At 49.3% G+C, this 23,673-nt stretch carries 21 protein-coding genes; 4 read left to right on the plus strand and 17 right to left on the minus strand.

Features of this window, described 5'->3' with window-relative positions:
* Positions 1-95 precede the first annotated feature (95 nt).
* The 8 genes from MIB40_RS14275 to MIB40_RS14310 form a co-directional block, all read right to left on the minus strand.
* Complete coding sequence (locus tag MIB40_RS14275) at positions 96-2,345, minus strand: tetrathionate reductase family octaheme c-type cytochrome (RefSeq protein WP_249695525.1); 2,250 nt, start codon at positions 2,343-2,345, stop codon at positions 96-98.
* Positions 2,346-2,435: 90 nt separating this feature from the next.
* On the minus strand, positions 2,436-3,548 hold the full coding sequence (locus MIB40_RS14280; protein ID WP_249695528.1) for a rhodanese-like domain-containing protein: 1,113 nt from the start codon (positions 3,546-3,548) through the stop codon (positions 2,436-2,438).
* 459 nt (positions 3,549-4,007) lie between these two features.
* Positions 4,008-5,249 carry a diguanylate cyclase gene (locus MIB40_RS14285; RefSeq protein WP_249695530.1) on the minus strand — a complete coding sequence of 414 codons (1,242 nt, stop codon included), beginning with the start codon at positions 5,247-5,249 and terminating at the stop codon, positions 4,008-4,010.
* Between the two features lie 145 nt (positions 5,250-5,394).
* Positions 5,395-6,450, minus strand: a complete 1,056-nt coding sequence (locus MIB40_RS14290) for a nucleotidyltransferase domain-containing protein (protein ID WP_249695531.1) — start codon at positions 6,448-6,450, stop codon at positions 5,395-5,397.
* Positions 6,447-7,379: an HprK-related kinase A gene (locus MIB40_RS14295; protein ID WP_249695533.1), complete on the minus strand. Its 933-nt coding sequence runs from the start codon at positions 7,377-7,379 to the stop codon at positions 6,447-6,449. Before MIB40_RS14295 ends, MIB40_RS14290 begins: the two co-directional genes overlap by 4 nt.
* A complete protein-coding gene (locus MIB40_RS14300) occupies positions 7,370-7,639 on the minus strand; it encodes a hypothetical protein (RefSeq protein WP_249695535.1) in 270 nt (89 codons plus the stop codon). Before MIB40_RS14300 ends, MIB40_RS14295 begins: the two co-directional genes overlap by 10 nt.
* A complete protein-coding gene (locus tag MIB40_RS14305) occupies positions 7,636-8,259 on the minus strand; it encodes a hypothetical protein (RefSeq protein WP_249695537.1) in 624 nt (207 codons plus the stop codon). The genes MIB40_RS14300 and MIB40_RS14305 overlap by 4 nt, the downstream gene beginning before the upstream one ends.
* Before the next feature lie 200 nt (positions 8,260-8,459).
* Positions 8,460-9,311: a sulfurtransferase gene (locus MIB40_RS14310; RefSeq protein ID WP_249695539.1), complete on the minus strand. Its 852-nt coding sequence runs from the start codon at positions 9,309-9,311 to the stop codon at positions 8,460-8,462.
* A gap of 183 nt (positions 9,312-9,494) precedes the next feature.
* On the opposite strand from MIB40_RS14310, the gene MIB40_RS14315 reads away from it, so the two are divergent.
* Positions 9,495-10,373, plus strand: coding sequence for an alpha/beta hydrolase family protein (locus tag MIB40_RS14315; RefSeq protein WP_249695541.1), 879 nt, complete (start codon positions 9,495-9,497; stop codon positions 10,371-10,373).
* Here the strand turns inward: MIB40_RS14315 and MIB40_RS14320 are convergent.
* The 3 genes from MIB40_RS14320 to MIB40_RS14330 are packed head-to-tail and all read right to left on the minus strand — an operon-like array spanning position 10,344 to position 13,321.
* Positions 10,344-12,251 carry a M48 family metallopeptidase gene (locus MIB40_RS14320; RefSeq protein ID WP_249695543.1) on the minus strand — a complete coding sequence of 636 codons (1,908 nt, stop codon included), beginning with the start codon at positions 12,249-12,251 and terminating at the stop codon, positions 10,344-10,346. The genes MIB40_RS14315 and MIB40_RS14320 overlap by 30 nt on opposite strands.
* 44 nt (positions 12,252-12,295) lie before the next feature.
* On the minus strand, positions 12,296-12,889 hold the full coding sequence (locus MIB40_RS14325) for a LemA family protein (protein ID WP_249695546.1): 594 nt from the start codon (positions 12,887-12,889) through the stop codon (positions 12,296-12,298).
* Between the two features lie 15 nt (positions 12,890-12,904).
* Positions 12,905-13,321 (minus strand): hypothetical protein, encoded by a 417-nt coding sequence (locus tag MIB40_RS14330; RefSeq protein WP_249695548.1) that lies wholly within the window; start codon positions 13,319-13,321, stop codon positions 12,905-12,907.
* Positions 13,322-13,960: 639 nt separating this feature from the next.
* Here MIB40_RS14330 and MIB40_RS14335 point away from each other — a divergent pair.
* Positions 13,961-14,689, plus strand: a complete 729-nt coding sequence (locus tag MIB40_RS14335; RefSeq protein ID WP_249695550.1) for a tRNA/rRNA methyltransferase — start codon at positions 13,961-13,963, stop codon at positions 14,687-14,689.
* Here the strand turns inward: MIB40_RS14335 and MIB40_RS14340 are convergent.
* From MIB40_RS14340 to MIB40_RS14350, 3 genes are all read right to left on the minus strand, one after another.
* Positions 14,652-16,487, minus strand: a complete 1,836-nt coding sequence (locus MIB40_RS14340; RefSeq protein WP_249695552.1) for a putative nucleotidyltransferase substrate binding domain-containing protein — start codon at positions 16,485-16,487, stop codon at positions 14,652-14,654. The two genes, MIB40_RS14335 and MIB40_RS14340, sit on opposite strands and share 38 nt — an antisense overlap.
* A 227-nt stretch (positions 16,488-16,714) precedes the next feature.
* Positions 16,715-18,529, minus strand: a complete 1,815-nt coding sequence (locus MIB40_RS14345) for a sodium:solute symporter family protein (RefSeq protein WP_249695554.1) — start codon at positions 18,527-18,529, stop codon at positions 16,715-16,717.
* A 24-nt stretch (positions 18,530-18,553) separates the two neighbouring features.
* Positions 18,554-18,838, minus strand: a complete 285-nt coding sequence (locus MIB40_RS14350) for a DUF4212 domain-containing protein (RefSeq protein WP_249695555.1) — start codon at positions 18,836-18,838, stop codon at positions 18,554-18,556.
* Between the two features lie 485 nt (positions 18,839-19,323).
* Here MIB40_RS14350 and ppnN point away from each other — a divergent pair, with 485 nt between their 5' ends.
* Positions 19,324-20,706, plus strand: coding sequence for a nucleotide 5'-monophosphate nucleosidase PpnN (gene ppnN / locus MIB40_RS14355; RefSeq protein ID WP_319941677.1), 1,383 nt, complete (start codon positions 19,324-19,326; stop codon positions 20,704-20,706).
* Here the strand turns inward: ppnN and hemG are convergent.
* Positions 20,703-21,275, minus strand: a complete 573-nt coding sequence (gene hemG / locus MIB40_RS14360) for a menaquinone-dependent protoporphyrinogen IX dehydrogenase (protein ID WP_249695557.1) — start codon at positions 21,273-21,275, stop codon at positions 20,703-20,705. The two genes, ppnN and hemG, sit on opposite strands and share 4 nt — an antisense overlap.
* Before the next feature lie 128 nt (positions 21,276-21,403).
* Here hemG and MIB40_RS14365 point away from each other — a divergent pair, with 128 nt between their 5' ends.
* Positions 21,404-21,646: a hypothetical protein gene (locus MIB40_RS14365; protein ID WP_249695559.1), complete on the plus strand. Its 243-nt coding sequence runs from the start codon at positions 21,404-21,406 to the stop codon at positions 21,644-21,646.
* Positions 21,647-21,736: 90 nt separating this feature from the next.
* Here MIB40_RS14365 and MIB40_RS14370 read toward each other — a convergent pair whose 3' ends face one another.
* Together MIB40_RS14370 and MIB40_RS14375 are read right to left on the minus strand one after the other, a co-directional pair.
* Positions 21,737-22,669, minus strand: coding sequence for an ABC transporter permease (locus MIB40_RS14370; RefSeq protein ID WP_249695561.1), 933 nt, complete (start codon positions 22,667-22,669; stop codon positions 21,737-21,739).
* Positions 22,666-23,646: an ABC transporter permease gene (locus MIB40_RS14375; protein ID WP_249695564.1), complete on the minus strand. Its 981-nt coding sequence runs from the start codon at positions 23,644-23,646 to the stop codon at positions 22,666-22,668. Before MIB40_RS14375 ends, MIB40_RS14370 begins: the two co-directional genes overlap by 4 nt.
* Positions 23,647-23,673: the final 27 nt, after the last annotated feature.

The raw sequence follows: 23,673 nt of genomic DNA on the forward strand, positions 1-23,673 counted from the left end.
CGCCTTTTTGAAAGGTCTCGACCTTACTGCAAAGGCGTGCCGCGATTCTGAATTCGCCTGAAAGCCAGAGTTCATCTGAATTAATCAGAGGTGCCCTAGATCTGACCGCCTGGATCTGAAGGCTTACTGGCTTTTTGTTCCTGCTCTGGATCCTGTTTGCCGGTCACTGGCATCTCATCCACCTCTTCCCAGCCGGTAAACATCGCCTTTATGTGCGCAAACACACTATGCCCGGTGGTCGTGAGATACACATGACCGACAAAGAAGATAACGATCAGGTAGGCCGCCGCAGTATGGATCCATGCCACGGTTCCCAGCTCCAGTCCCGTTAATCCCCATCGCGTCCAATCGCTGTAAAACAGGTAAAGTAAACCGGACAACCATATCAGTGGAGCCATAATCACTTTGAATAACAAGTAGGCAAGTCTTTGCAGTGGATTATGCTTTTGCAAAGCCGAGGCCCTGAAAGGATGGGGTTCACCTTTAAACATATCGATTGCGTAATAACGAGCGACCGCCACCAACTTATCCGTGGTTGGAATATAGTGACGCCATTCACCGGTAGTCAGATGCCAGAATATCGCAAACACCCATAAGCCTATCAACAGCCAGGCACTGAGCGTATGCAGGGCCATGGCATCCTCAATACCCATAGCGCGATAACTGCCATGAATTTCAAAACCGGTAAACAGCATAAGCACTATTAATAGTGCTTGAGCCCAGTGCCAGAAACGCTCAAACCTCTTGAATACATAAATCCGTTGCTGGCGTACAGGTGATCTACGGGGCTGCTGTCGGGCCATAAGAATACGGCCGACAGAGTGAATCGCCACTCCGATGCAGGTTGCAACCAATAGCAGTAAAGCTATTCTGTCCAGCCAGGGAGAGCCATCTCGACCAGGGATATAAACCCCTCCCACCTCATGCAGTACACCCTGCACTGTATGACATTCGCCGCAAGTCAGCGCTTCATCAGCGGGCGCGACCATATGGGATAAGGGCCACAGCATTTCAGTCTCTACAAAACCGTATTGACCGCTGTAGGGCTTATCAACCGCTTTCATCCCCAGTGAAATGGCCTGATCCCAGTCAAAGGTGTTCCAATAGCCTTTTTCCCCGACGGTTAACGGAGCCACCAGCCTGTTGAATTGACTATCGTAAGGCTGTTTTCCTCGCATCACCTTGACCGGCCAGATGCGTGCCCGGGGGTTATTAGCATCCCCGCCAAAACGATTAATTGGCACAACAGACTGGGGGTCTATCTCATCGTCCAGCAGGGTGTAGCGTACGTTCCCATCAAACCAGCGGTATTCAGGGCGAGTCTGGATCTGCCATTGAAACTCCCCCTTTTTGGAACTGTAAATCTCCTGGCCTTGGTCATCCTCCTTTCCAAAAGGCCTACCATCGTCCGCCATGACACCGGCCTTGGACCAGTCCCACCAGGATTTGGTGGCATAATCACCGCGAGAATAGCGCGGAATATGGCAAGTCTGACACGCGATCCGATTCGCATGACTATTCAGTTTCGGGGTCTTCTCATGCGGTTCCCCGCTATGGCAGACACGACAACTGGAACGCCCGACCTCCTGCTTACCGGGAATGGCTATACCCCGATCATCATTGGCATTAGGGCCATACCGACTACCGGAAACCTCATGTTGATCGCTGCGATGGCAGGTAGAGCAGGAAAAATCGAGTCCATCTGCATCCATATGCACATCGACAAAGAAATCGGGAGCCGCCAGAGTTGGATCAATATCTCCATGTTTGACGGCCTTGGCGCCGCCACCGGCAAAATGACAAGCACCACAACTACGCCGGGTCGTCGGCCCTACACTTTGGGCATATTTCTCAAGCTTTGGTCGGCGCTTTCCTGGCGTGCGAAGCTCGCTGCGAGAGTAGAGCCCTGTTGTTTCATGACAGACCAGACAATCAACCGACTCTTCCGATGTAAAATCAAACTTACCCTCTTCCCAACCATAACCGATATGACAGGATGAGCAGGCTGCAATATTGGGAGTGGCTCCCAGACAGAAGTTATTTACTACATGTTTCTTGCCCAGCAACTGTCCGCTATTCGGATTTTCATATTCCCAGGTCCAATGAGTCGATTTATGAATCTGTTTTGCGGCCAGGGTATGGCAACCCAGGCAAGCTTTGGTGACTTCGGGCCCCGTTTCGAACTTTACCTGCAGTTGGTCAAATTGGGTATGATCAGCTGTGGATGCCAGTGCGTATCCAGGGCCCACAAATAACTGCCCAACCAGCAAAGCAATAAGCAGCAGTGCCCTCAGCCAAATAGAGGGATAACTGGCTTTAACCAAGAGCACCATATTGCAAACCATGAGCGAATCCTTATGCACACAAGAGGGGGTCATAACTACAGCCCCCATAGACAGAACTGACCAACAAGCCCGTTAAAACCAGGGCTGTTCTTAATCCACCGGTGTTGCTTTGGGTGCACGCCCGTCTGCAAAGAATTCGACGTTGGCATCGAGAAAATAGACATCAAGGTTATCCCGACCCATTTTCACAATGTCGTAGGCTTCACCACTACGCGCACCTGTTGCACAAAAGAAGACTATCGGCTTATCAGAGGGCAATTCATCAACAGCTGACTCAACATCATCCACTGTCAAATTGGCGGCCTTGGCAAAATGGCCATCGGCTTCCAGCTCTTCTGGATCTCGAACGTCATACCAGTAAATGGAGTCAGGTTTGTTCATGGTTAACTCGGTGAAAGAAGCAATGCTGATGGTGCCATCATCTTCTCCCGATTCGATACTGACAGTACTTTCACCACCACTTCCTTGCATCCCTGAGTCACCATAGGCTTGCTTCCACTCGGGGTAACCGCCTTGAAACAACCTTACTTTGGTGTACCCCAAGGCTATGGCTTTATCGGCTGATTTAGTACTGAGAGTGCACTTATAACCACCACAGTAGTAGATCAGCTCAGTACTCTTATCGACGGGGAGCTTTGCTACATTCCCATCAAATTGACGCTGCGGAATGTTGATCGCCGTTGGCACATGACCCGAGGCAAACTTCCTGGCGGGACGAGCGTCAATAATAACGGAAGGAGCTCCCTTATCGATCAATGCTTTTACATACGCAGCGCTCACCCCTGGGGTGTGACTATTTTTTAGCCAATCCGGATAACCGGCCGCGTAGACTTTGACATTGCTGTACCCCAGAGCGACGGCCTTGGCAGCGGACTTATGACTCAATGAACATTTCATACCTCCACAGTAAAAGATTAGCAGGCTCGACTTATCCTGAGGCAACGCACCGGTCATCTTGGCAAACTGGGAGTCGGAGATATTAATAGCAGGCACGATATGCCCTTTTTTGTATTTTCTCGATGGCCTCGAATCTATGATCATCACATCCTTTTTCGGGGGCACTGTGGCATATTGCGATACAAATTCAACATCGACTGTATCGAAGAACCACCATACTGGCTTTTCCTCACCCGAAGCCGAATTTGCTACCGAGGACAGGCTTGCCAGCACTGATATAAGCATCACTGTAAATAGACGTTTCATGGCCTTCTCCTTACCCTGTTTGTAACCTCACTATTCCGTTATTTGGTTAGCTAAGCATCCTGATATTGCTTCTCAATTAGAGTCAAAAAAAATAAACGGAAAGCGCAAAAAAATACGATCCTAATAGTCTCATTAATTATCGGGCTCGGGCTTTTATCTGTGACCAGAGTCACCAAACCCATAATGATTCAGGCAATAGAACTCGATAACTTATATTTCCCTGAGCTGGATCAAAAGGGTCCAATAAATGGTAAAAAAAATTAATAACAGAACAGGAAAAATGAACCCTTACAGGAACAAAAAAATCAACATAAGGAGCCATCAACCAAACCAAAGAATGGTCAGGCATTCATTATTTCAATCAAGAAAAATACAGCTCAGAAAGGGGCTCTTAGCTGTCAACGAGGAGGGATGGAATAGAGATTCAAAACGAATATAGTACTTAAAAAAACCAGAGAACTAATCACTAACAACCAAATTTCGACCTGCTTCCTTTGCTCGATAAAGGTTTTCATCCGCTTGTTGAAGCATGCCATCCAGAGACTGCCCAGGAAGCATGCTCAGCCCACAACTGATAGTCACAAAGAGTTCACCTTGTTCGGTCGGAACTCCCAGATCCGAAACCAACTCGCGAAAGCCATCCAACAGACGAAACGCTTTGCTCTCCTCCAGACCAACCATAAAAACACAGAACTCTTCCCCTCCCATTCTTGCGGCTATAAATCGGGAAAAAGTACGTTTTAGCTCTCCGGAAACAGATTTGAGTACTTCATCCCCAACCGCATGACCGTAGGTATCATTAACCTGCTTAAAGTGGTCAATATCGATCATTGCAACAGATATTAATTTCTGCTGCTTGCATGCGCTGTTATATAAGGGTTGCGCTTGATCAAAAAAGTAACGCCTGTTATCCAACCCGGTCAAATAGTCCTGATTGGCCATATTACGCACTGCTATCAGTAACTCTCTCTGTTCGATATTATGCATTACTCGGCAATGCAACTCTTCGTGATAAAAGGGCTTCTTGAGAAAGTCGTTGGCACCAGCCTTGATAAAACGGGCCGATAGCGATTGCTCACCTGCAGACAAGCCAATAATCAACAGATCATCATAAGCGTTATTCTGGCGAATCGTTTTCACCAACTGACAACCATCCATTCCCGGCATAGTATAATCAACGATCATCAAGGTGAGATCCGAATGATCCTTGAGTAATTCAAGTGCCTGCTCAGCGGATTCCGCAAGAATAACCGAATAAAGATGCGTGCGCAGAATCCCTTTCACAAACAAGCGAGCGGAACTGGAATCATCCACGACCATCAGCTTCATCGTTTGATTTCGTGACAACTTTGCCAGCAACCCTATTGCGTACTCGTATGAAAAACGGCTCTCTTTTTCAACGTAGTCAACGACACCATTAGCGAGCATCTGCTCACGTTGCACCTCATTAAAACGACCGGTAAGCACAATCGTGGGTATATCGCACTGACGTATGTAGTCTACGGCCTGGCCATCGGGTGCATCCGGTAAGTTGATATCAACAATAGCAGCGAAAAACTGATCTGAACTGTCTTCAAGCAATATTTCAACTTCAGCGAGGGTAGCCGCATAAACAGGCTGAAATTTCGTGCTTTGCCTGAGAAGGTAATCCATAACTTTTAACACTGTGGGACTGTCTTCAACAATGAGCACTTGTAACATGGAGAACCCTCGATTGATAAACATGAGTCATGGACAAGCAGATACCTGACTACTCCCCGTCTATACGATTTACAAACTTATTATGCATAGACATATTATGTATAGACGTATAAAGCCTTAAACACCCAACCGAGTACCTGCCAACTCATTTGCGCAGGGGTTTAATGCCTTTTACCACCAGATGCGGAATCAGCCGATAAAATGGCATGCGCAAATGGTGCCCTCTAAGATATACCAACCATTCCGCCAAACGCTCATCCCACCGAACAGGGTGCTCGGCAGCAAGACAAAATACCCTGAAATAAGTCCAATCCATGAACTTGCGTGCCCATTCAGGAGGGGCAATAGCCTCGAGCTGTTCCATGGCTTTGGAATCCAGAGGCGTCCCGAGATAACGCTGGCCATAGTGCAGACCATAAAACAGCGGTCGCAACAGATGTAGCTCCCCTGCCCGATCAAACACATTTTCCCTTTGCGACTTGTCCAATTCACGGTATAGCAGGTCAACATCGACTAAACCACGAAGCCCCTGTTTGACTTCACCCTCATGAAACAGATGACTGGTACTATGCAGCAAGCGGTCAACCGGACTCAAAATACAATGTCCGCTGGCCAATGTCGTAGCCTGTTCAAATAACCTCGAAGCATCGGGAACATGCGCCGCCGTGCGAGGCAAGATATTATGATGCAAATCCAGCACCGTTCTTCTTTTCACATGCACCATGGGAGGTAATTCATGCATCCAACGGCGATAATACTGTTGGTCATACGTCGTTGTATGAGTTGAGACCCAGCCATGATCTCGCAGTAGCTGTTCGGTTTCTTCAATACGAGATTCGGGCACCAGAAGATCCAGATCTGAAAACAAACGTCCGGCAGCATTCGTACAACCTGCCAACTGATAGGCAGCCCCTTTAAGGTAGAGGTGTGGAATTGATTCCGGGTATAAAACCCTTTCGAGGCACTCCACTTCGTGGCTCAGGGCACGTTGTTGCGCTTGCATTTGTACTGCAACGCTGTCGAGCTGGAGTCTTGCAAAATCGGGTAACTCCAATGACTCAGAATGAGTTGATATCAAGACCTGAAGGCGTCCGGTAAGCTCAGCCTCACGGGCACTACGCAACAACCCATCCCACTGCGCTTCATTCAAAGCACCCATTGTCGAAGGCGCGCGCAAGACATCCAACAATAGGGTATTCAAGGCAATACCCCTGGCAATTCAGCACGGCTTAACGTTGAATCCAGAAGCTGAACAACCTCATCCAGATTTGAATAATGCAGCTCATAGCAAGGATTCGGCTGAATAAGCCTAGTCAAAGTATCAAAACCCGATTCACCATGCAGTTGATAATTAAATGCCTGTTCCTGCAACTGCATAAAGGCATTGCCCTTTGGCATTTCATGCAATTCGGTTGCCTTGCCCGACTGGTAGTGGGGGAAAAGCACCCATCGAACCGTCGCACTTTGAAGTCCCTCATGCAGCCTGGGATCTGGGGGACGGGCATGAGCAACTGAGCCTTTCTGAGTATCCTCAACCACCTCGCCCAAAGTTAAGTTCGGTGCAAAGTCGCGGATTACCTCAATCGACTGGTTTTTCAAACTGATCGGCCGAACAAAGCCCTGTATCCGTTGATCGACAGGATCAACTAAGGCCAATTCATCCGATAAAAGGCGCCAGCCTCGCGCTACTAGCGCTGCACAGAGGGTGCTTTTGCCACTCCCCGATGCACCTGGCAATAACAAGGCATCGTCCCCTTTAGCGACGACTGCACAATGTAAAATCAAATACCGATGGAGATGATTCGCAACACACCAGTTCATCCCCCATTCTAAAAATGCGAAGCTTTGATTACGAGGCAACGGTTTAAAGGGACGTAGGCGATCCAGGTAAAAATTCACTTGAGGGCGAAACAGCTTACGCAAGCCATTCACAGCGCAGATACGCAGATGAAAATCGGCCCAGTCGCCATCAAGCGCCACGGGATAGTTGGCATAAAGGGCTGCCACACCGGAGGCAAGTGCTGTCTCAGAACTACGAATATGGAATAGGAAAGGCCAAGCCCGCAACCAGATGCCCCGATCGCGTAATGCTTCTTCTAGTTGATTCTGCTGGAGGTCTACTACTCGCATTCCCTGGCTCTGACAATCCCCAGATATTCCAGATTCATAATCAGCCGGAATAGGGGAATTTGCAAGCCGGAAGCCTCAAATGCCCGAAGCGACGAACAGGACATCCCTTCGTCAGCCAAGCGCTTTATAAGAGATGCAGCATCACCTTCTAGCAAATGGGTATCGCCACTGCCGACGTCATAGGCAATCACTTGCTCATCAAAGGAGCAGAGACGAATGGCTGGGGATAAGGTCAGATCGGCAGGTGCACAACAGCTCAACCGGAGCCTCGCTGGTTCAGCATCTCATAGAATTTTTTCAGGTTACTACCACCAGGGCCCCTGCCCTGATTCCAGTAAGAGATAATGTCATCTGGAGTGTAACCAAAACTGACACCCGACTGATTAGCAAAATAGGTTGCATTAAGAATGGCAGCGACAGCGTGAGCACCAAGCCGCTCCCGATCTTCATTACCTCGCATCTGCATAACTTCCAGCATGCTGGGATTATTGCGAAAATAGCCGTTGCGGAAGGCAAAAACGTCATTAAATCGTGTGCCTCCGACAACCTTTAGATTCGGCGTAGCGCCGCGGCTATTAGGAGACCAGGCATCACCTTGAATCTCCCCTGGAGTATAGGGCTCGGGCCAATCCATCAAGTGGGTTTTCCAGAAACCAGGCGTCAAGCCGGCACAGACTTCCGGGCCCCCTGGGGCCGAGAGGTTGCCAGACATCATGCCCGATACCGTACATTGATTACCCAAAACAGGTCGGCTGACAGCGGTCAGAATGAAAGGTGTCGCACCTATCAAGGATTTCTGTAAAAACCCACGACGCGACGCCCCTTTATCAACATTCGATTGTGTTGATAATTGCTTGCGGTTATTAGATCTCGATTCCATGATCACTTTTTCCGTTTTCTACGGGAAACTGCCCCGCTACCTACAGGCAATGCAATAAACGCTCCAAAAACCAAGGCTTCCCTTATATCAATAAGTTAGGAAAGCCTACGCTCTCTTGAATCTGAAAAGTGTAAAATTCGTTGACAAAATAGCCTGGCGAACCACAAATATCACTGAGCCGCATCAGTGTGGTACAGCTTTTACTGTCTCGCAAGTGGTCGTGAAGGATCGACAATCCACTCACTCCAGGAACCCAGATATAATTTACCCAGGGGCAGGCCGGCCAGTTCCATAGCGAGCAAGTTATGACAAGCCGTCACCCCGGAACCGCAATAACAAACCACCGCTCTCGGCTCCGATTCAAAGGGCAAAAATCGCTGTTTCAAACTCTCCATCGACTTGAATCGACCATCTTCTCGAAGGTTTCCCTCAAAAGGGTAATTCAGAGCACCCGGGATATGACCCGCCACCGGATCGATCGGCTCCTGCTCACCTCTGAATCTTATCGCGGCCCTGGCATCGACCAAGCATAACGACTGGCTGTGAAGTGACGACTCGACATCATTGGTTGTCATCAACATATCGAAATCGGGCCGTGGCTCAAAATCACCAGGGACATCGGGCTCAGAGAGCTCGTTACTAATCTCGCCTCCGATGGTAAGCCAGGCTTGATAACCACCATTAAGAACGGCTACAGATTCAAGACCCAGAAAGCGAAGCAGCCACCACAGTCTGGCGGCCATGGCACCATTGTTGTCGTCATAGACAACAACCCGGGAGTTATTATTCAGGCCACAATGGCGTAAAAAATCGCTGAGTGTCAGCACGTCCGGCAAGGGATGCCGCCCGGTTTTTCCTTTTATCACCGGCGCCGACAATTGAGTCTCCAAATCGGCAAACCAGGCGCGCGGAATGTGCCCGGCGTTGTAGGAGCAAAGACCGTAGTCGTCGTCCCCAAGGCGGGCTCGACAATCAAACAGAACCAGCTGTGGATCTGAGAGCAGCTTCTGCAAATCATATGCTTCGATAAGTCCCTTTCGATACGTCACCATATTGCTTTCTTTCCTCCATTAAGCCGCAATGATTATCCGCCACCTTGTGATCTAACCAGCAGAATCCATACTGGGCTTTGTTTAGTCTGAGAGCGTTTACTCTAAAAATGAACAGCTGAACTGACTTGATACCACTGTTATAGTTAATCGAAATAAATACACTAAACAAGCATATTTTTATTTATGAGCAACCTGACCGAACTTACCATCACAACGGCAGACGGTGTTGGAAATAGACTGACTCTCTACCGCAACCCGGAGAATGTCAAAGCACCGATCATTCTTTGCATGCCAGCAATGGGGGTGCGTGCGGATTATTATCAGGCTCTGGCACAAGCCCTTTGCGATAGCGGTTTAAACGCGGCAACCGCCGACTTGCGAGGTATTGGCGCCAGTTCGGTAAGGGCTTCCCGCAGAGTTAATTTTGGCTATGGCGAGATGCTACAACAGGAATGGCCGGCAATGCTAAACAGCCTGCGAGAGATATTTCCTGAAAACCCTGTTTATCTACTAGGGCACAGCCTGGGGGGACAGCTCAACACACTGTTCTTGGCCGACAATGCTGACCAAGTCGACGGTATGATCTTGATAGCAGCCTGCAATATTCACTTCAAAGGCTTTCACCGCCCCCTACGCACACTACTGGCGACCCAATTTCTGTTTCTTGTTAGTCAGGTCATGGGCTATTTACCCGGCAAACAGCTCGGCTTTGGTGGCCGCGAGGCAAGACAGCTGATTAAGGAATGGGCCCATTGTGCCCGTACGGGGCACTATAAACTGAAGTCCCATGACGACACATTGGAAGAAAAACTTGCCGAGGTAAGGTTACCGGTGATGGCCATATCCTTCGAAGAGGACTGGATGGCGCCCAGGCAAGCGGTTATAAAGCTCTATGACAAGCTCGCGACCGCGGACATCACCCACCAGCACTTGGATGGCAAAGCGTTAGGCATCGAACGCCTCAACCATTTTAACTGGGCCAAGGAGCCGGCTCACTTGGTGCAACGCATTCGGGCCTGGCTGGAGCATCAATCAGGAGTCGTTCTTCCCGATCGCAGCTAACATCGGTAACGGGCAACCCAGCACCTCAGCAATCGTACGCAGTACCTGCAACTCCGTCACTAACACCCGATTATCGGCGACCACAATGCCTTTGCAAGCTTCCAGAAAGCGTTTTTTTGCCTGAGGCTGAAGAGCAACCAAAGCAAAAAGCGCCGAGGTTACCGCTGCAGGTTTCAAACGCTCTGGAGGAATCAATCCTGCATCCTTCACTCCAACGATACGATAGGCCAACGAACAACTGGCGGCAGACTCTTTCACCGGCAAACGCCCGGCAAAAGCGAGCCAGGAAAACAGTAGCCTCAGATTACGCAGCTGGGGTTGTAACTGTTTCGCACCTTTGGGCAACGATTTCACTCGCAGTTGATGCTGCACCAATGCCTGTAAAGCCCACTCAAAATGGGATAACTTTCCGTCGGCTGCCACCAACTGTTGTACACAATGAATCAGCTGGCTGCGCAGATCAGATGGTTGGCGCTTGAGTATTGGCAGGCAAAGGTTCAGCAGTGTCAGACGCTGCAGTGATGGCAACGCATCCAGCGGTTTAGCCAGCGAGCATATCCTTGAAAAACGCGGCTCTGACCATTGGTTTTTGAGCACGGACAACTGTTTCTGGCGCACCTCACCATCGGTGCTTAACAGCAAACCTGAGACGATCGCCAAAGCTCCGTTCGGCTGATGAGCATGAAGCTGTAACTCTGGTTCAATACCCTGCAGCAAATTCCGAGCGCTACTCCGCTCGGCCTGTCCAGCATTACCCACCTGCTCCAATGAAATACGTTCGGCGGAGATGCTATCAATATCAGCCAAACCGCTTACCGCGGAGGGTACAGCCGCCGAGACCGACCGGGTGTCGAATGCGCTCACCTCGCCCACCCCTTCCAGGAAATCACCTCGCCATTGCGGTTCAAGGCGCAATATCCGTTGCGGCAAGGGAGGATGGGTGGCAAACAGACCACCTACCCAGCTACTAACCGCCCTGGAGAACATCATATGCCCCACATCGGCCGCCATCGGTGTTGCTAACTCGGAGCCTGACGGGTATCCACCGATACGCTTCAAGGCACCGGCCAGGCCACGGGTATTGCGTGTGTACTGAACAGCACTGGCATCCGCTAAAAACTCGCGCTGGCGAGACACGCCGGAGCGGATCAGACTGGCAAAAAACACACCGCTATAACCAATCACCAACAGTCCAATTCCGACCAGCGACACAGCTCCAGAACCCTTGCTGTTGGAGCTATAACGTTGCCCACGCAAGACATTCATGCCAAGACTGGAGATCATGGTGATACCGTACAACACCCCCATCAGCCTCAGATTAAGACGACTGTCGCCGTGCACCAAATGGCTGAATTCATGGGCCACCACACCCTCGAGCTCATCTCGATCCAGACGTTCAACACAGCCTCGGGTAAAACCCAAGGCAGCATCATCCAGCGATAAACCAACGGCAAACGCATTGATAGCCGGTTCATCATCAAGAATATAAACATCGGGTACCGGTGTACCACTGGCGATCGCCGTCTCCTCAACAAGGTTACGCAACACTTGCTCGCGCAGAGTAGCCGGTGTCTCTGCCACGGAACGCCCTCCCATCGACTGCATCAAGGCTCCGGCCCCTTTACTGAGCCGGAACAGTTTGATCAATGAGCCCAGTAGAACAATACCGCCGATACTGACTAAACAGCCGAAAAATAGCTTGGGTGTCAGATAAAAGGTGAACGGATATGTCAGATGCGTCGCCTGCTGGGAATACCAGAGCAAGCCAGCCATCATCAAAAAGGCAATCAACACCAGGGCCAGCACCGCAGCGCCCATCATCAGGATCAACCATAGGCTTTTGCGTCGCGCATCGTCCTGCGCCTTAAAAAAATCCACGACAAACTATCCTTTGTAGACCAACTGCGATCAGGCGAGCGGGATCAAAACGACACGCTGGGAGCTTGCTTGATCTGCTCAGCGTCATCGAATTCCAGCAAAGTCGCATCCAGAGGGTGACCAAAGGCTCCGGCAAACACAACCTGCGGAAAGCTGGCGCGGAAAATGTTGTATCCGGTAACGGCATCATTGTAAAACTGGCGAGCCTTGGCGACTCGATTTTCGGTGCTTTGCAACTCTTCCATCAAGCGAAGCATCGTCTGGTCAGCTTTAAGATCGGGGTACTGCTCCATGGTGACATTCAGCCCCTGCAACGCTCCCAGTAGCGCACTTTCCGCTCCGGCTAGCTGCTTAACCGCCTTGCCATCAACTTTTCCGCCCATCGCCTGGAGCAAGTTTGCTGCGCTGTCTCTGGCCTTAATAACTTTTTCCAGAGTTTCACTTTCGTGTTTAAGGTAACCCTTGGCCGTATTGACCAGGTTGGGAATCAGGTCATGTCGGCGCTTGAGTTGCACTGAAATCTGGCCAAAGGCGTTCTCATAACGATTCTTTCGGCTTACCAAACCATTAAAGATGCTAACCACATAGAGAATCAGCGCCCCTACGACGGCCAGAAAAACCATAAAACCAATATCCATACTGCGAACTCCCTGTTACTGGCTGAGTGGACTGTCGACCACCTCTTCCTCATTGATAATTACTTTATCTTTCAACACCTCTTCAACATCGACACCGTCCACCATCACAGGCTCTCTCACGATAATGCGTATCGTTTCCTGACCAGTTACCGGTGTTGTCACCGTCGAACCTGACGTGCCCTGAGGCGAAGATATTGCTGTAGACTCCGGTTCTGTAAGGGGCGGAGCAGTGACCTCAGGTGACACCCCGGCCTGTTCCCCGGTGTTGTCCGCCGGTACCGAAGGCGTGAGCTGTTCAACTGGCACAGCCTGTTCGCTGGTATCAGCCGATCCATCATCCAGTTCAACGCCCGAAAACCACCAACTGACAAGAACGACCAAAATGATGATGGCAGCGACTATCGCTATCGCCATACGCGTCTCTCGGCTCATCCTGTCTCCCTGCGAATTATTCAGCCTCTATTAAAAGTGAAACAGCCGCTGGACGCCAGCGCCAAAGCATAAATTACTGCTAAGATGAGAAAGAATCAGCACAATCCAAAGCACCATGCGCCCTTTCCACTACGCCTTTGAAAGCAACCCGGCTGCCAAGCTTTCGCCTGTCAGTTTTCCAAGCGACAAACATCTGCCCGAACCCCAACCAAAGCAGCTGCTTCTCTGCGTTCGGTGCCGACACATCATCAGTGATGCGGATGAGCTGTGCGCTATAGAGGGGTTCACAGAACATCTCCAAATCAACCCTGCCGGTATCAAGTTTTGCTTTCTAAGTCTGAAAAACGCCGACGGTTGCACTGTCAGCGGGCAAGCAACGAACGAGGCTAGCTGGTTTATCGGCTACCAATGGCAGTTTGCCCATTGCTCAGCTTGCCATGCTCATCTGGGCTGGTATTTTCTAGGCCGACAACCGACTTTCTTTGGTTTGATTAAAAACCGGCTGTTTCTGGAATAGACCGGCTTCAAGCGTCAGAAGACGTCTACCTCACGCACTAATCCTGCTGAAATCCAGGTAAGAGTGCGAGCCGAGTACTGATATACTTGCGCCCCGTAACAGGCAGAAGTAGCAGCGAAGATATGCAAATCATTTTTATTCTGGTGGAACCGGTGCTGGCCGAAAATGTTGGCGCAGCCGCCAGGGCCCTGAAAACCATGGGGTTTGACCAGTTGCGCCTGGTCAACAGCCAACGACACAGGGAAGACAAAGCCCGCTGGGTTGCCCATGGCTCTGGAGACATTCTGCAACAGGCACAGAGTTTCCCTGATCTGAAAAACGCTATCAACGACCTTGATCTGGTGATTGGGACAACCGCGAAAAAACGCCACCAACGTAACTATATTTATCCGCCCCAGGAGCTGAAACCCTTTATCACCAATAAATCTGACAATATTCGGGTGGGCATTCTGTTCGGACGAGAGGATCAGGGACTGGCAAACGATGAAATTTCAAGCTGTGACCTGTTAACCAGTATCCCCCTTGCCGCCAGCTACCCTTCACTCAATCTTGGTCAGGCCGTGATGTTATACGCCTGGGAACTGAGTCAGTTAAATCCGCGCGAGGCGATTAATCAGCAAGACACTGAAGAAAAGTCACAGCTGCGCGCTCTGCAGCAAAAGCTGAAAAGATTATTAGTTTCCATTGATATTAATGACACCTCGAAAGAAGCGCTTTGGATAGAAGAGCGACTTGGGGTTTTAGCCGAGCGCGACATTCACCTTATGCATACCCTGGTCAATAGCGTACAGCGCTCCCTATCCAATAAACAACCTACTCAATCTGATAATGACGAGACAGAAGCGCCTTAAACTCTTTCACCACCTGTAACCCTTCACGCAGCAAATCTCGCTCCAGCCTGTTTAATTTCTTGACCTCGATCTGGTTAGCGCCAATATTGGCCGCCGCCGGATCATTCAAACGGCTCATCTGTTGCTTTAGACGAATTTCAACAAACAGGCTCATCGCTTCGCTGACATTATCGGCCGTCGCCTCTTCGATCACACGGGCTTTCACCAGTGCTTCCAGCCGCTTGTAGGAATTGGTATGGGTTATCTTATTTTCCAATGCCAGGGTTCGTAAGCCATTTACCAGAGGGAAGATCCCACCTTTCTTGATATCGATACCCTCGTTAGAGGTTTTTAAATTACCAAAGAATGTTAACGGGGTACCAAACTCCAGAGACCCTCTTGCCATATGCCCCAGAGTAACCAAATCCTGGCGAGGTTGATCGAACAGCCGTTTCTGCCATTTTTTAAACAGTTTTTTATCACCCGCGATAGGATGAGCATCAACCACAATAGCCAGATCAATCATCACATCAGGCGTCGGCATCGCAAACCAGTTACCAATCTGTTCCTGCCAACGCTCTTCATCCATTACCCATTTAGGGTTATTTACCATCACTTTACCCGGGCAAGGAGGAAAACCAAACGACACCAATTCATCCGAAAAGCTATTCAGTAAATTCGGCAACTCAGCAAAAACAAAACCATTCCGAACAATCAACGCATTATCCTGATCGGTTTTTAAAATTTGCTCTCCGCGCCCTTCGCTGCCCAGCACCAACAAGCAGGTATTGTTTAGCACTTCATCGGGCATAATAAATCGATATAGCTTGGACATAATACGAGCATTCAAGGCTGCCAGCAGATCCATAGCAAAGGGAATTCGCACTCCCAACTCGATCAGGGACTCCACCAAACCATTCAGGTCCTGTGCCGCTCTGCGTAACTGGGAAACCGAAGTGGCCTTTTCAATCTGCAACCCAATCACATGGGAGTGACTCGAAAAGAAGGACAGTATATCGGTCAGCTCGACAATACCGGCCAGCTTTTCCTGATCCATGACCACAACACGCTCAATATTATGACGAGTCATCATAACCAGAGCATTAAAGAGAAAATCTCCCTTTTCGACACATACCAGCTTATAGCAAGCGTAATTGCCCACTGATTCATTACGATCGGCATCTTCAACAATCAAGGCTTTAAGAAGGTCAGTGCCTGTGATCATGCCGTATTTCCGATCTTTTACGACCAGCACACAATCCTGCTTTTGATCACGCATTTCCCGAACGGTCTGGTCGATACTGGTTTCCGCAGACAACACCAAAGGCTGGCGCATGCAGTCCGAATCAATTTGGGAAATCATAAAACTGTTCGCATCCCGAGAACGGGCCGAACGATTCCAAAGTTTGGCTTTGGCAGCCAAGCGCTCACGAAAAAAATTGCCGAAATTTTTATTATCCGATATCAGGGAGACAAAGCTGGGTTTGTCCAGGGTAAAGCAGCTTGTTCTTTCCAGCGCTGTAAAGCGATGCTGACTGATACCATTCATTATCGCCAAGGCACCAAAACAATCATCGGCAATGTAATGGGTTATCATCCCTTCACCGTCTTCGGCATTAGGATCGGTTTCCCCGACCACCCCTTGTTGAACAACATAAAACTCTTCAACAATCTGATCAGCATCGAAGATAATCGTTCCGGGTTCATAGTCACGAACTCTCAGATGACTCAGGAGATAATCGAGTTCTTCTCGGGAGAGATATTTAAAAGGGGGGTGTTGAATATCCAGAGAATGTCCGCTGGCTACGACGTCAGACATCAATCCGTCTCCTTTTTATTAATGATATCGGATCAGCATAGTTCATTCATCCAACAGATGTTATGACCTGTGCCCTAGGTTTCATCATTGCAATTTTACTACTTTGAACTACCGAACCATGCTTCGGACATCGATAGTAAAACAGGCCTCATCGATAGATCACTCAACAGCATTCCTTAATAAAAAAAGGGAGCCGAGGCTCCCTTTTTACTGGCTCATGGCATCACTCAGTGAGCGTGAGCAGTTCCGGCACCGCGAGGTACACGGATGTCTTCAACAATGTGCTGGATCTCCTCGGGAGGAGGAGGTGTCATGCTGGACACGACATAGGCAACAACAAAGTTAAAGATCATACCCAGGGTACCAATACCTTCTGGAGACACACCAAGCAACCAGTGCTCTGCATTGTTATCGCCAGGAGCGATGAACTTGAAGTACACGATGTAGGAGAAGGTGAAGGCCAGACCAACCGACATACCGGCAATTGCACCCTCTTTGTTCATACGCTTGTAGAAGATACCCATCAGGATAACCGGGAAGAAAGAGGCCGCAGCCAAGCCGAAGGCGAAGGCGACCACCTGCGCCACGAATCCAGGTGGATAGATACCAAACAGTCCTGCAATGGTAATGGCTACAATCGCAGCACCCCGCGCAGCTAACAGCTCCTGTTTCTCGCTGATATTCGGCGCGAAAGTTTTCTTCAACAAGTCATGAGAGACCGCCGTCGAGATTACCAGTAGCAGACCCGCTGCCGTCGACAGCGCTGCTGCCACACCACCGGCCGCTACCAGGGCAATAACCCAGTTCGGCAAGTTGGCAATTTCAGGGTTAGCCAGCACCATGATGTCACGATCGACATACACTTCGTTGGCAAATGGCGCCTTACCTATTGGCTGAGCTTCAGTATTAGCGTTAGTTACCGCACGCTCGCCGTTCTCACCACGCTTGTCGCCGTCAAAGGCAGGCTTACCGTTACCGGTAAATGCCTTACCGTTAGCGTACTGAACCTTTCCATCATTATTGACATCGTTCCAGCCGATCAGACCGGAATTCTCCCAGTTCTTGAACCAGGCAGGCATTTCAGCATAAGAAGTACCGGTACCGTCCACACCGTTAACAGTGTTGATCAGGTTTACACGGCCCATGGCAGCTACTGCAGGAACAGCGGTGTAAAGGATAGCGATGAACAGCAACGCCCAACCCGCGGAGGTACGCGCATCTTTTACCTTAGGTACTGTGAAGAAACGTACAATTACGTGAGGCAGACCGGCAGTACCGCACATCAGAGCCGCAGTAATGAAGAACATATCGATGGTCGACTTACGACCCTCGGTGTATTCCTTAAAGCCCAGGTCCGTTACCAAACCATCCAAGGTTGTCAGTACTGATTGACCACTGTCCAGGGTAGAACCCAGACCAGTCTGAGGCAGTACGTGACCGGTGATCTGATAGGTCAGGAAGATAGCAGGTACAGTAAAGGCAAAGATCAGTACGCAGTACTGAGCCACCTGAGTGTAAGTAATACCCTTCATACCACCCATAACCGCGTAGAAGAATACGATACCCATGCCGATCACGACACCAGTGTTCACGTCTACTTCGAGGAAACGAGAGAATACAATACCAACACCACGCATTTGACCAGCAACATAGGTGAAGGAGATAAAGATTACACAGACAACCGCCACCACACGGGCAACGTTTGAGTAGTAACGATCACCGACGAAATCCGGCACCGTAAACTTGCCGAACTTACGCAGATAAGGCGCCAGCAGCAGTGCCAACAGCACGTAACCACCAGTCCAGCCCATCAGGTAACCGGTACCATCAGAGCCCATGAAAGAGATAATACCTGCCAGAGAGATAAACGACGCTGCTGACATCCAGTCAGCGGCTGTCGCCATGCCGTTCGCCAGAGGGTGAACACCACCGCCTGCGACATAAAACTCTTTGGTTGAAGCGGCTCGCGACCAGATCGCAATACCGATATAGAGTGCGAAAGAACCACCTACGAATAGGTAGGTTAGCATTTGAAGATCCATTATTATGGTGCCCCTTAGTTGTTGTTATTCGTGGACGTCGAACTCTTCATCCAGTTTATTCATGCGCATTGTGTAAGCCACAATCAGGCCAACAAACACGAAAATGGAACCTTGCTGGGCGAACCAGAAACCAAGCTTAAAGCCAAAGAATGGAATTTCATTCAGGGCGTCGATAAACAGAATTCCACACCCGTATGAAACGACGAACCAAACGACCAGAAAGCTCATAATAATCTTGAGATTGGCCTTCCAGTACTCCTGCGCTCTCGATTGAGCGCCTCCAGAGGAGACGGCGTTTTCTGCACTCATAATGACAGTCCTTCTCTATTTATTGTTTTAGGGATTTGGGTTTTGCACGAAAACTAATGTAACAACCGCACCTTTAGGTAACATTCGACCTTGGTCTAAACACAGCCAGACACCAGTAGAAAACAGCATTTTACTGTTTAATTTCAAACAGTTAGAACAACCCAGGCAGACCTTTGACAATAGTCTGTTAGACTAAGGGATAGAGTTTGATAATTGGGTTATCTAGTGCAAAAAGTTATAAGTTGTCGCACTTTTCAATGGCTCATTTCTCTTCTTCCGATAACGTATCGGACCTTATTTACACCATTGATGACCCCGACCTGAAGACGCATAGAATGGCGGGAATAATCGCTTCCAACAAACCGTAGAAAGCGACAATCCGTAATCAATTTGTGGTATACCTGCTAGTCAGCATGCCACACCAAACATTTGCTCAGGCTTGCCAAATCAGGCAATCGTGGCCCTACCCTACCTGGAGTTTTTAAGTGGTAAAAAAGGAATTGGTTTCAACCATTGTCAGCCCACTGGGCACAATGAACGTGCTATCAAACAATGAAGTCAGCCTGTTACAGGATACCAACCAGGGTGGCTTGTATCCCCTATTCAGGCAATGCGCCCTGGCGGTGCTTAATTGCGACGAGACCTCTGACAACCCTTACAATGTTATGGAGGAGTTCGACAGTTTCGACATTCGCATCGTGCAAGAACATCGAGGGCTGAAGCTTGAGTTGATCAACGCCCCTGGTAGCGCCTTCGTGGATGGACGCATCATCAAAGGCATTCGCCAGAGCCTGTTTTGCGTGGTACGAGATATTCTCTATGTGTCGAGCGAACTCAAAGGCAGCCCGAGGTTTGATAACGGCGACTCCACCAGCCTCACCGATCTGGTCTTTCATATTTTACGCAACGCCAAGGCATTCCTGCCCAAGCAGCTGCCTAACGTTGTTGTTTGCTGGGGTGGTCACTCCATTGGTCAGGGTGAATACAAATACACTAAGAAAGTGGGTTACCAACTGGGATTACGCGGACTGGATATCTGTACCGGTTGCGGTCCGGGGGCCATGAAAGGCCCGATGAAAGGTGCCAACCTGGGTCACGCCAAGCAACGCATATCCAACAGCCGTTTTATCGGCATCACCGAACCCGGCATTATTGCGGCTGAGTCCCCCAACCCGATTGTTAACCAGCTGATCATCATGCCCGATATTGAAAAGCGACTGGAAGCCTTTGTTCGCTTCGGCCATGGCATCATCATTTTTCCAGGCGGCCCGGGCACCTGCGAAGAGATTCTTTATCTGCTGGGTATATTGCTGCACCCGGATAACGAGCATATCCCCTTCCCACTTATTTTTACGGGCCCAAGCGAGTCGGTCGGCTATTTTGAACAGATCGACCGTTTTATCGGGAACACTCTGGGCCCGCAAGCTCAGCGCCGTTATAACATCATCATCGATGATCCCAGGGAAGTGGCACAGCAGATGAAATCCGGCCTGGATAAGGTGACCCGGTTTCGCCGCAGCACTGGTGATGCCTACTACTACAACTGGTTACTGCGCACCGAAGAGATCTTCCAGGCTCCCTTTGAGCCTACCCACGAAAGCATGGAAGCCTTACAACTGGATCGAGACCAGCCGGCCCATATGCTGGCAGCCAACCTGAGACGGGCGATGTCCGGTGTCGTAGCGGGCAACGTTAAGCGCAGCGGTATCGATCTTATTCGAGCCCGAGGTCCCTTCCAGCTCAGCGGAGACCCTCAACTGATGGAAGATATGGACCAGCTTTTGGGCTCATTCGTTAAGCAGCAGCGCATGAAATTACCCGGCAGTGTTTATGAACCCTGCTACGAAGTCGTGCATAAGAAGGTTTAGGCCTTCTCTTCTAGCAACATCACCAACTGGTCGCAAAAGTGTTCAACCGCCGACCAGTTGGTAAACTCATACTTTTGCCCACCCGTCGTTGGCCCCTTGGTCATACGCATAATCGTGCGGATCATCAGCCGATCCCACCAGGGATAACGCTCATACTCCAGTGCACCGGCAAAAACCGCCTGCAAAACCGGTTGCCATCCATTCTGATTTAAAAAGCGTTTCAAATAGGGATTATTATTCGGCGTTGAACGTTCGGGTTTACGCGCCGTCAAGTTTACGGAAACCATAGCGGAGGGTTTATCATCAAGGTGCTTGCCAAATTTTTTTACAAAACGCTGCGCCGCTGGCAAATGCTTTCCATAGCGAACGGGAGAACAGATGACGGCCATCTCGTGACGCTGGCATGGCCAATCATGACAAGCATCAAGCGCTAAAATTCTGACCGGGACTTTTGCTTGCTGCAAACACCTCTGCATATGCTCGACAATACGAAGTGTTTGCCCCTCCCGTGTGGCATAGAGCAATACGAGACTATTGACTGACGGCTTATCATCATTGGTATTTGGCATATCGAAGAATGCTATTGAGAATCGAAAGGTCTATAGGTTAGCGCGTTATTCCTAGCTTTCAGAATTTATTCCTCTAACTTAAAAAGTACTGCGCTAAAAAATAACAATACGCAAGCGGAGGTCATGGAATGACTATTCAACAATTACGCTACAGATCGGGAAGTCGATTGATTGAAGCGATTAATATTCGCACTTACCATAGCGGCTACATTGCCGAAATTGTTATCGACAATATTCCTCACACGCTCAATCAGACTGACTCCAGTCAACCGTTGGTTTTTTCTTCCATTCGCGATATTAAATCGCGACTGGGTAACACTTACGCTGGTACCGTAAACCTGATCACCGATAACGGTATAAGCCAGGTTTAACCTGCACCGGCTGAAGCTTTTCTCTAAAGCAAAAAAGCCGACAGCATTTCACCCTGTCGGCTTTTGACGAACAAACAAACCGTTCAGCCGTCAGTGCTTGTACAGCTTGGGATTCATAACATCTCTGAGCCAGTCGCCCAGCAAGTTGATCACCAACACCAATACAACCAAAACAATGCCCGGAATAATGGTAATCCACCAGGCGCCACTGAAAATATATTCAAAGCCGCTACTGATCAACGCACCCAGGGAAGGTTCTGAAACCGGCATACCCAAACCCAAAAAGGACAGTGCCGCTTCACTGATAATGGCATTAGCAATTTGCACCGTAGAAATAACCAGAATCGGGGACAGACAATTTGGCAAAATATGGCGAAACATAATCCTGCCGGTACCAAAACCCATGACCCGAGCCGACTGTACATACTCTTTCTCTTTCTCGGCCAGCACCGATGCTCGGATAGTTCGAGCATACTGAGGCCATTCGGCAATACCGATCACCAGAATCAGCATCAGCATCGCAAGTTTGCTATAGAGCTCAGTACCAAAAGAGGCCTGAAAAACTGCCAGGACAATAATCGCAACCATCATGGTGGAAAAAGACAGCTGTATATCCGCCATTCGCATCAAGAAGCTATCAATGCGTCCTCCCAGATATCCGGCACTGAGACCAATCACAATACCCAAAAAAGCTTGCAGCATGACAGCACACAAACCAATTGTAAGTGATACTCGAGTTCCATAAAGAATGGTACTCAACATATCGCGACCTTGGGCATCGGTACCCAATAGGAAACGCTCATCCGATTCCTCTTCCCAGGAAGGAGGAATTTCCGAATCCATGATGTCGATAGCTGACATATCGTAGGGATCAAAAGGTGCCAGAACCGGCGCCATAAAAGCCGCTACAACAAAAAATGCGAACAGGCTAAAACTGACGATCGCGACTTTGTCACGGGTAAAGCTGTAATAAATATTTGAAAGCTTGAAACGCTCCCATTTGCTCAGGGCCTGTTCACTCATTGCTTACCCCCGATCAAGTTTACTGTGGGATCAATCAAACCGTAGATTAAATCTACAATCGTATTGGTAATTACGAAAATTGCTCCAACCACAATCAGGTAAGCAACAATCAAAGGCGTATCGACACGGTTAACCGCCTCAAGAAACATAAAGCCCATACCCGGCCATTGGAAAACGGATTCAGTCAATATGGTATAGGCCACCATAGTACCGATTTGCACACCACCCACGGTAACAACGGGCAGCATGGTATTTTTCAGAGCATGCAAGAACCAGATACGATATTTGCCTAACCCCTTGGCCCAGGCAAACTTCACATATTCTGTATGCAGGGCTTCAACCATTTCCGCACGAATCAGACGGATAAATAGCGGCAACATGATACTGGCTAGAGAAACGCAAGGCAGCAACAGATGCAACAACCCATCTTTTGTCAGAAAGCCTGTGCTCCAGTATCCCCAGATATGGGTTATTTCCCCTCGCCCATAGGAGGGCAGCACTCCGAGTTCAATAGAAAAAAAGTAGATCAGCAATATTGCCGTCAGGAAAACGGGGATCGAAATACCGATGATACTGAAACCCATAATCGCTTTGGTAAACGTACTATGGGGTTTAATTGCACTGTAGACACCGAGAGGCACCGACAATACAACGATAATAAATGATGCTCCGATGACCAGTTCGAGTGTCGCCGGCAATTTCTTAAGAATCACATCAAGAGCGGGTTCTTTAAAGAAGTAGGAGGTACCCAGATCTCCTTGCAGGGCTTTACCAATAAACCGCCCATACTGAACCAGAAAGGGATCGTTAAGCCCCATCTCGTCACGCATTGCCTGACGCTCAGCTTCGGACACAGACTGCCCCAGCATTTCGCGCAACGGATCACCCAGGTTGTCCTGGATGGAAAAACTGATGATGCTGATTACGAACATCACCACAGCAGCCTGAAGCAGACGCTTGAATAAAAATAGAGCCATGAATACAACCGTTTAGCAGATAACAAC

Source organism: Aestuariirhabdus haliotis (assembly GCF_023509475.1).
Lineage (GTDB): Bacteria > Pseudomonadota > Gammaproteobacteria > Pseudomonadales > Aestuariirhabdaceae > Aestuariirhabdus > Aestuariirhabdus haliotis.

Excerpts from the sequence above, each read along its gene's own strand:
- MIB40_RS14375 (WP_249695564.1), bottom strand. The coding sequence starts at position 23,646 with ATGGCTCTATTTTTATTCAAGCGTCTGCTTCAGGCTGCTGTGGTGATG.
- MIB40_RS14365 (WP_249695559.1), top strand. The coding sequence starts at position 21,404 with ATGACTATTCAACAATTACGCTACAGATCGGGAAGTCGATTGATTGAA.
- MIB40_RS14295 (WP_249695533.1), bottom strand. The coding sequence starts at position 7,379 with ATGCGAGTAGTAGACCTCCAGCAGAATCAACTAGAAGAAGCATTACGC.
- MIB40_RS14315 (WP_249695541.1), top strand. The coding sequence starts at position 9,495 with ATGAGCAACCTGACCGAACTTACCATCACAACGGCAGACGGTGTTGGA.
- MIB40_RS14325 (WP_249695546.1), bottom strand. The coding sequence starts at position 12,889 with ATGGATATTGGTTTTATGGTTTTTCTGGCCGTCGTAGGGGCGCTGATT.
- MIB40_RS14310 (WP_249695539.1), bottom strand. The coding sequence starts at position 9,311 with ATGGTGACGTATCGAAAGGGACTTATCGAAGCATATGATTTGCAGAAG.
- MIB40_RS14335 (WP_249695550.1), top strand. The coding sequence starts at position 13,961 with ATGCAAATCATTTTTATTCTGGTGGAACCGGTGCTGGCCGAAAATGTT.
- MIB40_RS14340 (WP_249695552.1), bottom strand. The coding sequence starts at position 16,487 with ATGTCTGACGTCGTAGCCAGCGGACATTCTCTGGATATTCAACACCCC.
- MIB40_RS14285 (WP_249695530.1), bottom strand. The coding sequence starts at position 5,249 with ATGTTACAAGTGCTCATTGTTGAAGACAGTCCCACAGTGTTAAAAGTT.
- hemG (WP_249695557.1), bottom strand. The coding sequence starts at position 21,275 with ATGCCAAATACCAATGATGATAAGCCGTCAGTCAATAGTCTCGTATTG.
- MIB40_RS14330 (WP_249695548.1), bottom strand. The coding sequence starts at position 13,321 with ATGAGCCGAGAGACGCGTATGGCGATAGCGATAGTCGCTGCCATCATC.
- MIB40_RS14370 (WP_249695561.1), bottom strand. The coding sequence starts at position 22,669 with ATGAGTGAACAGGCCCTGAGCAAATGGGAGCGTTTCAAGCTTTCAAAT.
- MIB40_RS14345 (WP_249695554.1), bottom strand. The coding sequence starts at position 18,529 with ATGGATCTTCAAATGCTAACCTACCTATTCGTAGGTGGTTCTTTCGCA.
- MIB40_RS14280 (WP_249695528.1), bottom strand. The coding sequence starts at position 3,548 with ATGAAACGTCTATTTACAGTGATGCTTATATCAGTGCTGGCAAGCCTG.
- MIB40_RS14350 (WP_249695555.1), bottom strand. The coding sequence starts at position 18,838 with ATGAGTGCAGAAAACGCCGTCTCCTCTGGAGGCGCTCAATCGAGAGCG.
- MIB40_RS14275 (WP_249695525.1), bottom strand. The coding sequence starts at position 2,345 with ATGGTTTGCAATATGGTGCTCTTGGTTAAAGCCAGTTATCCCTCTATT.
- MIB40_RS14305 (WP_249695537.1), bottom strand. The coding sequence starts at position 8,259 with ATGGAATCGAGATCTAATAACCGCAAGCAATTATCAACACAATCGAAT.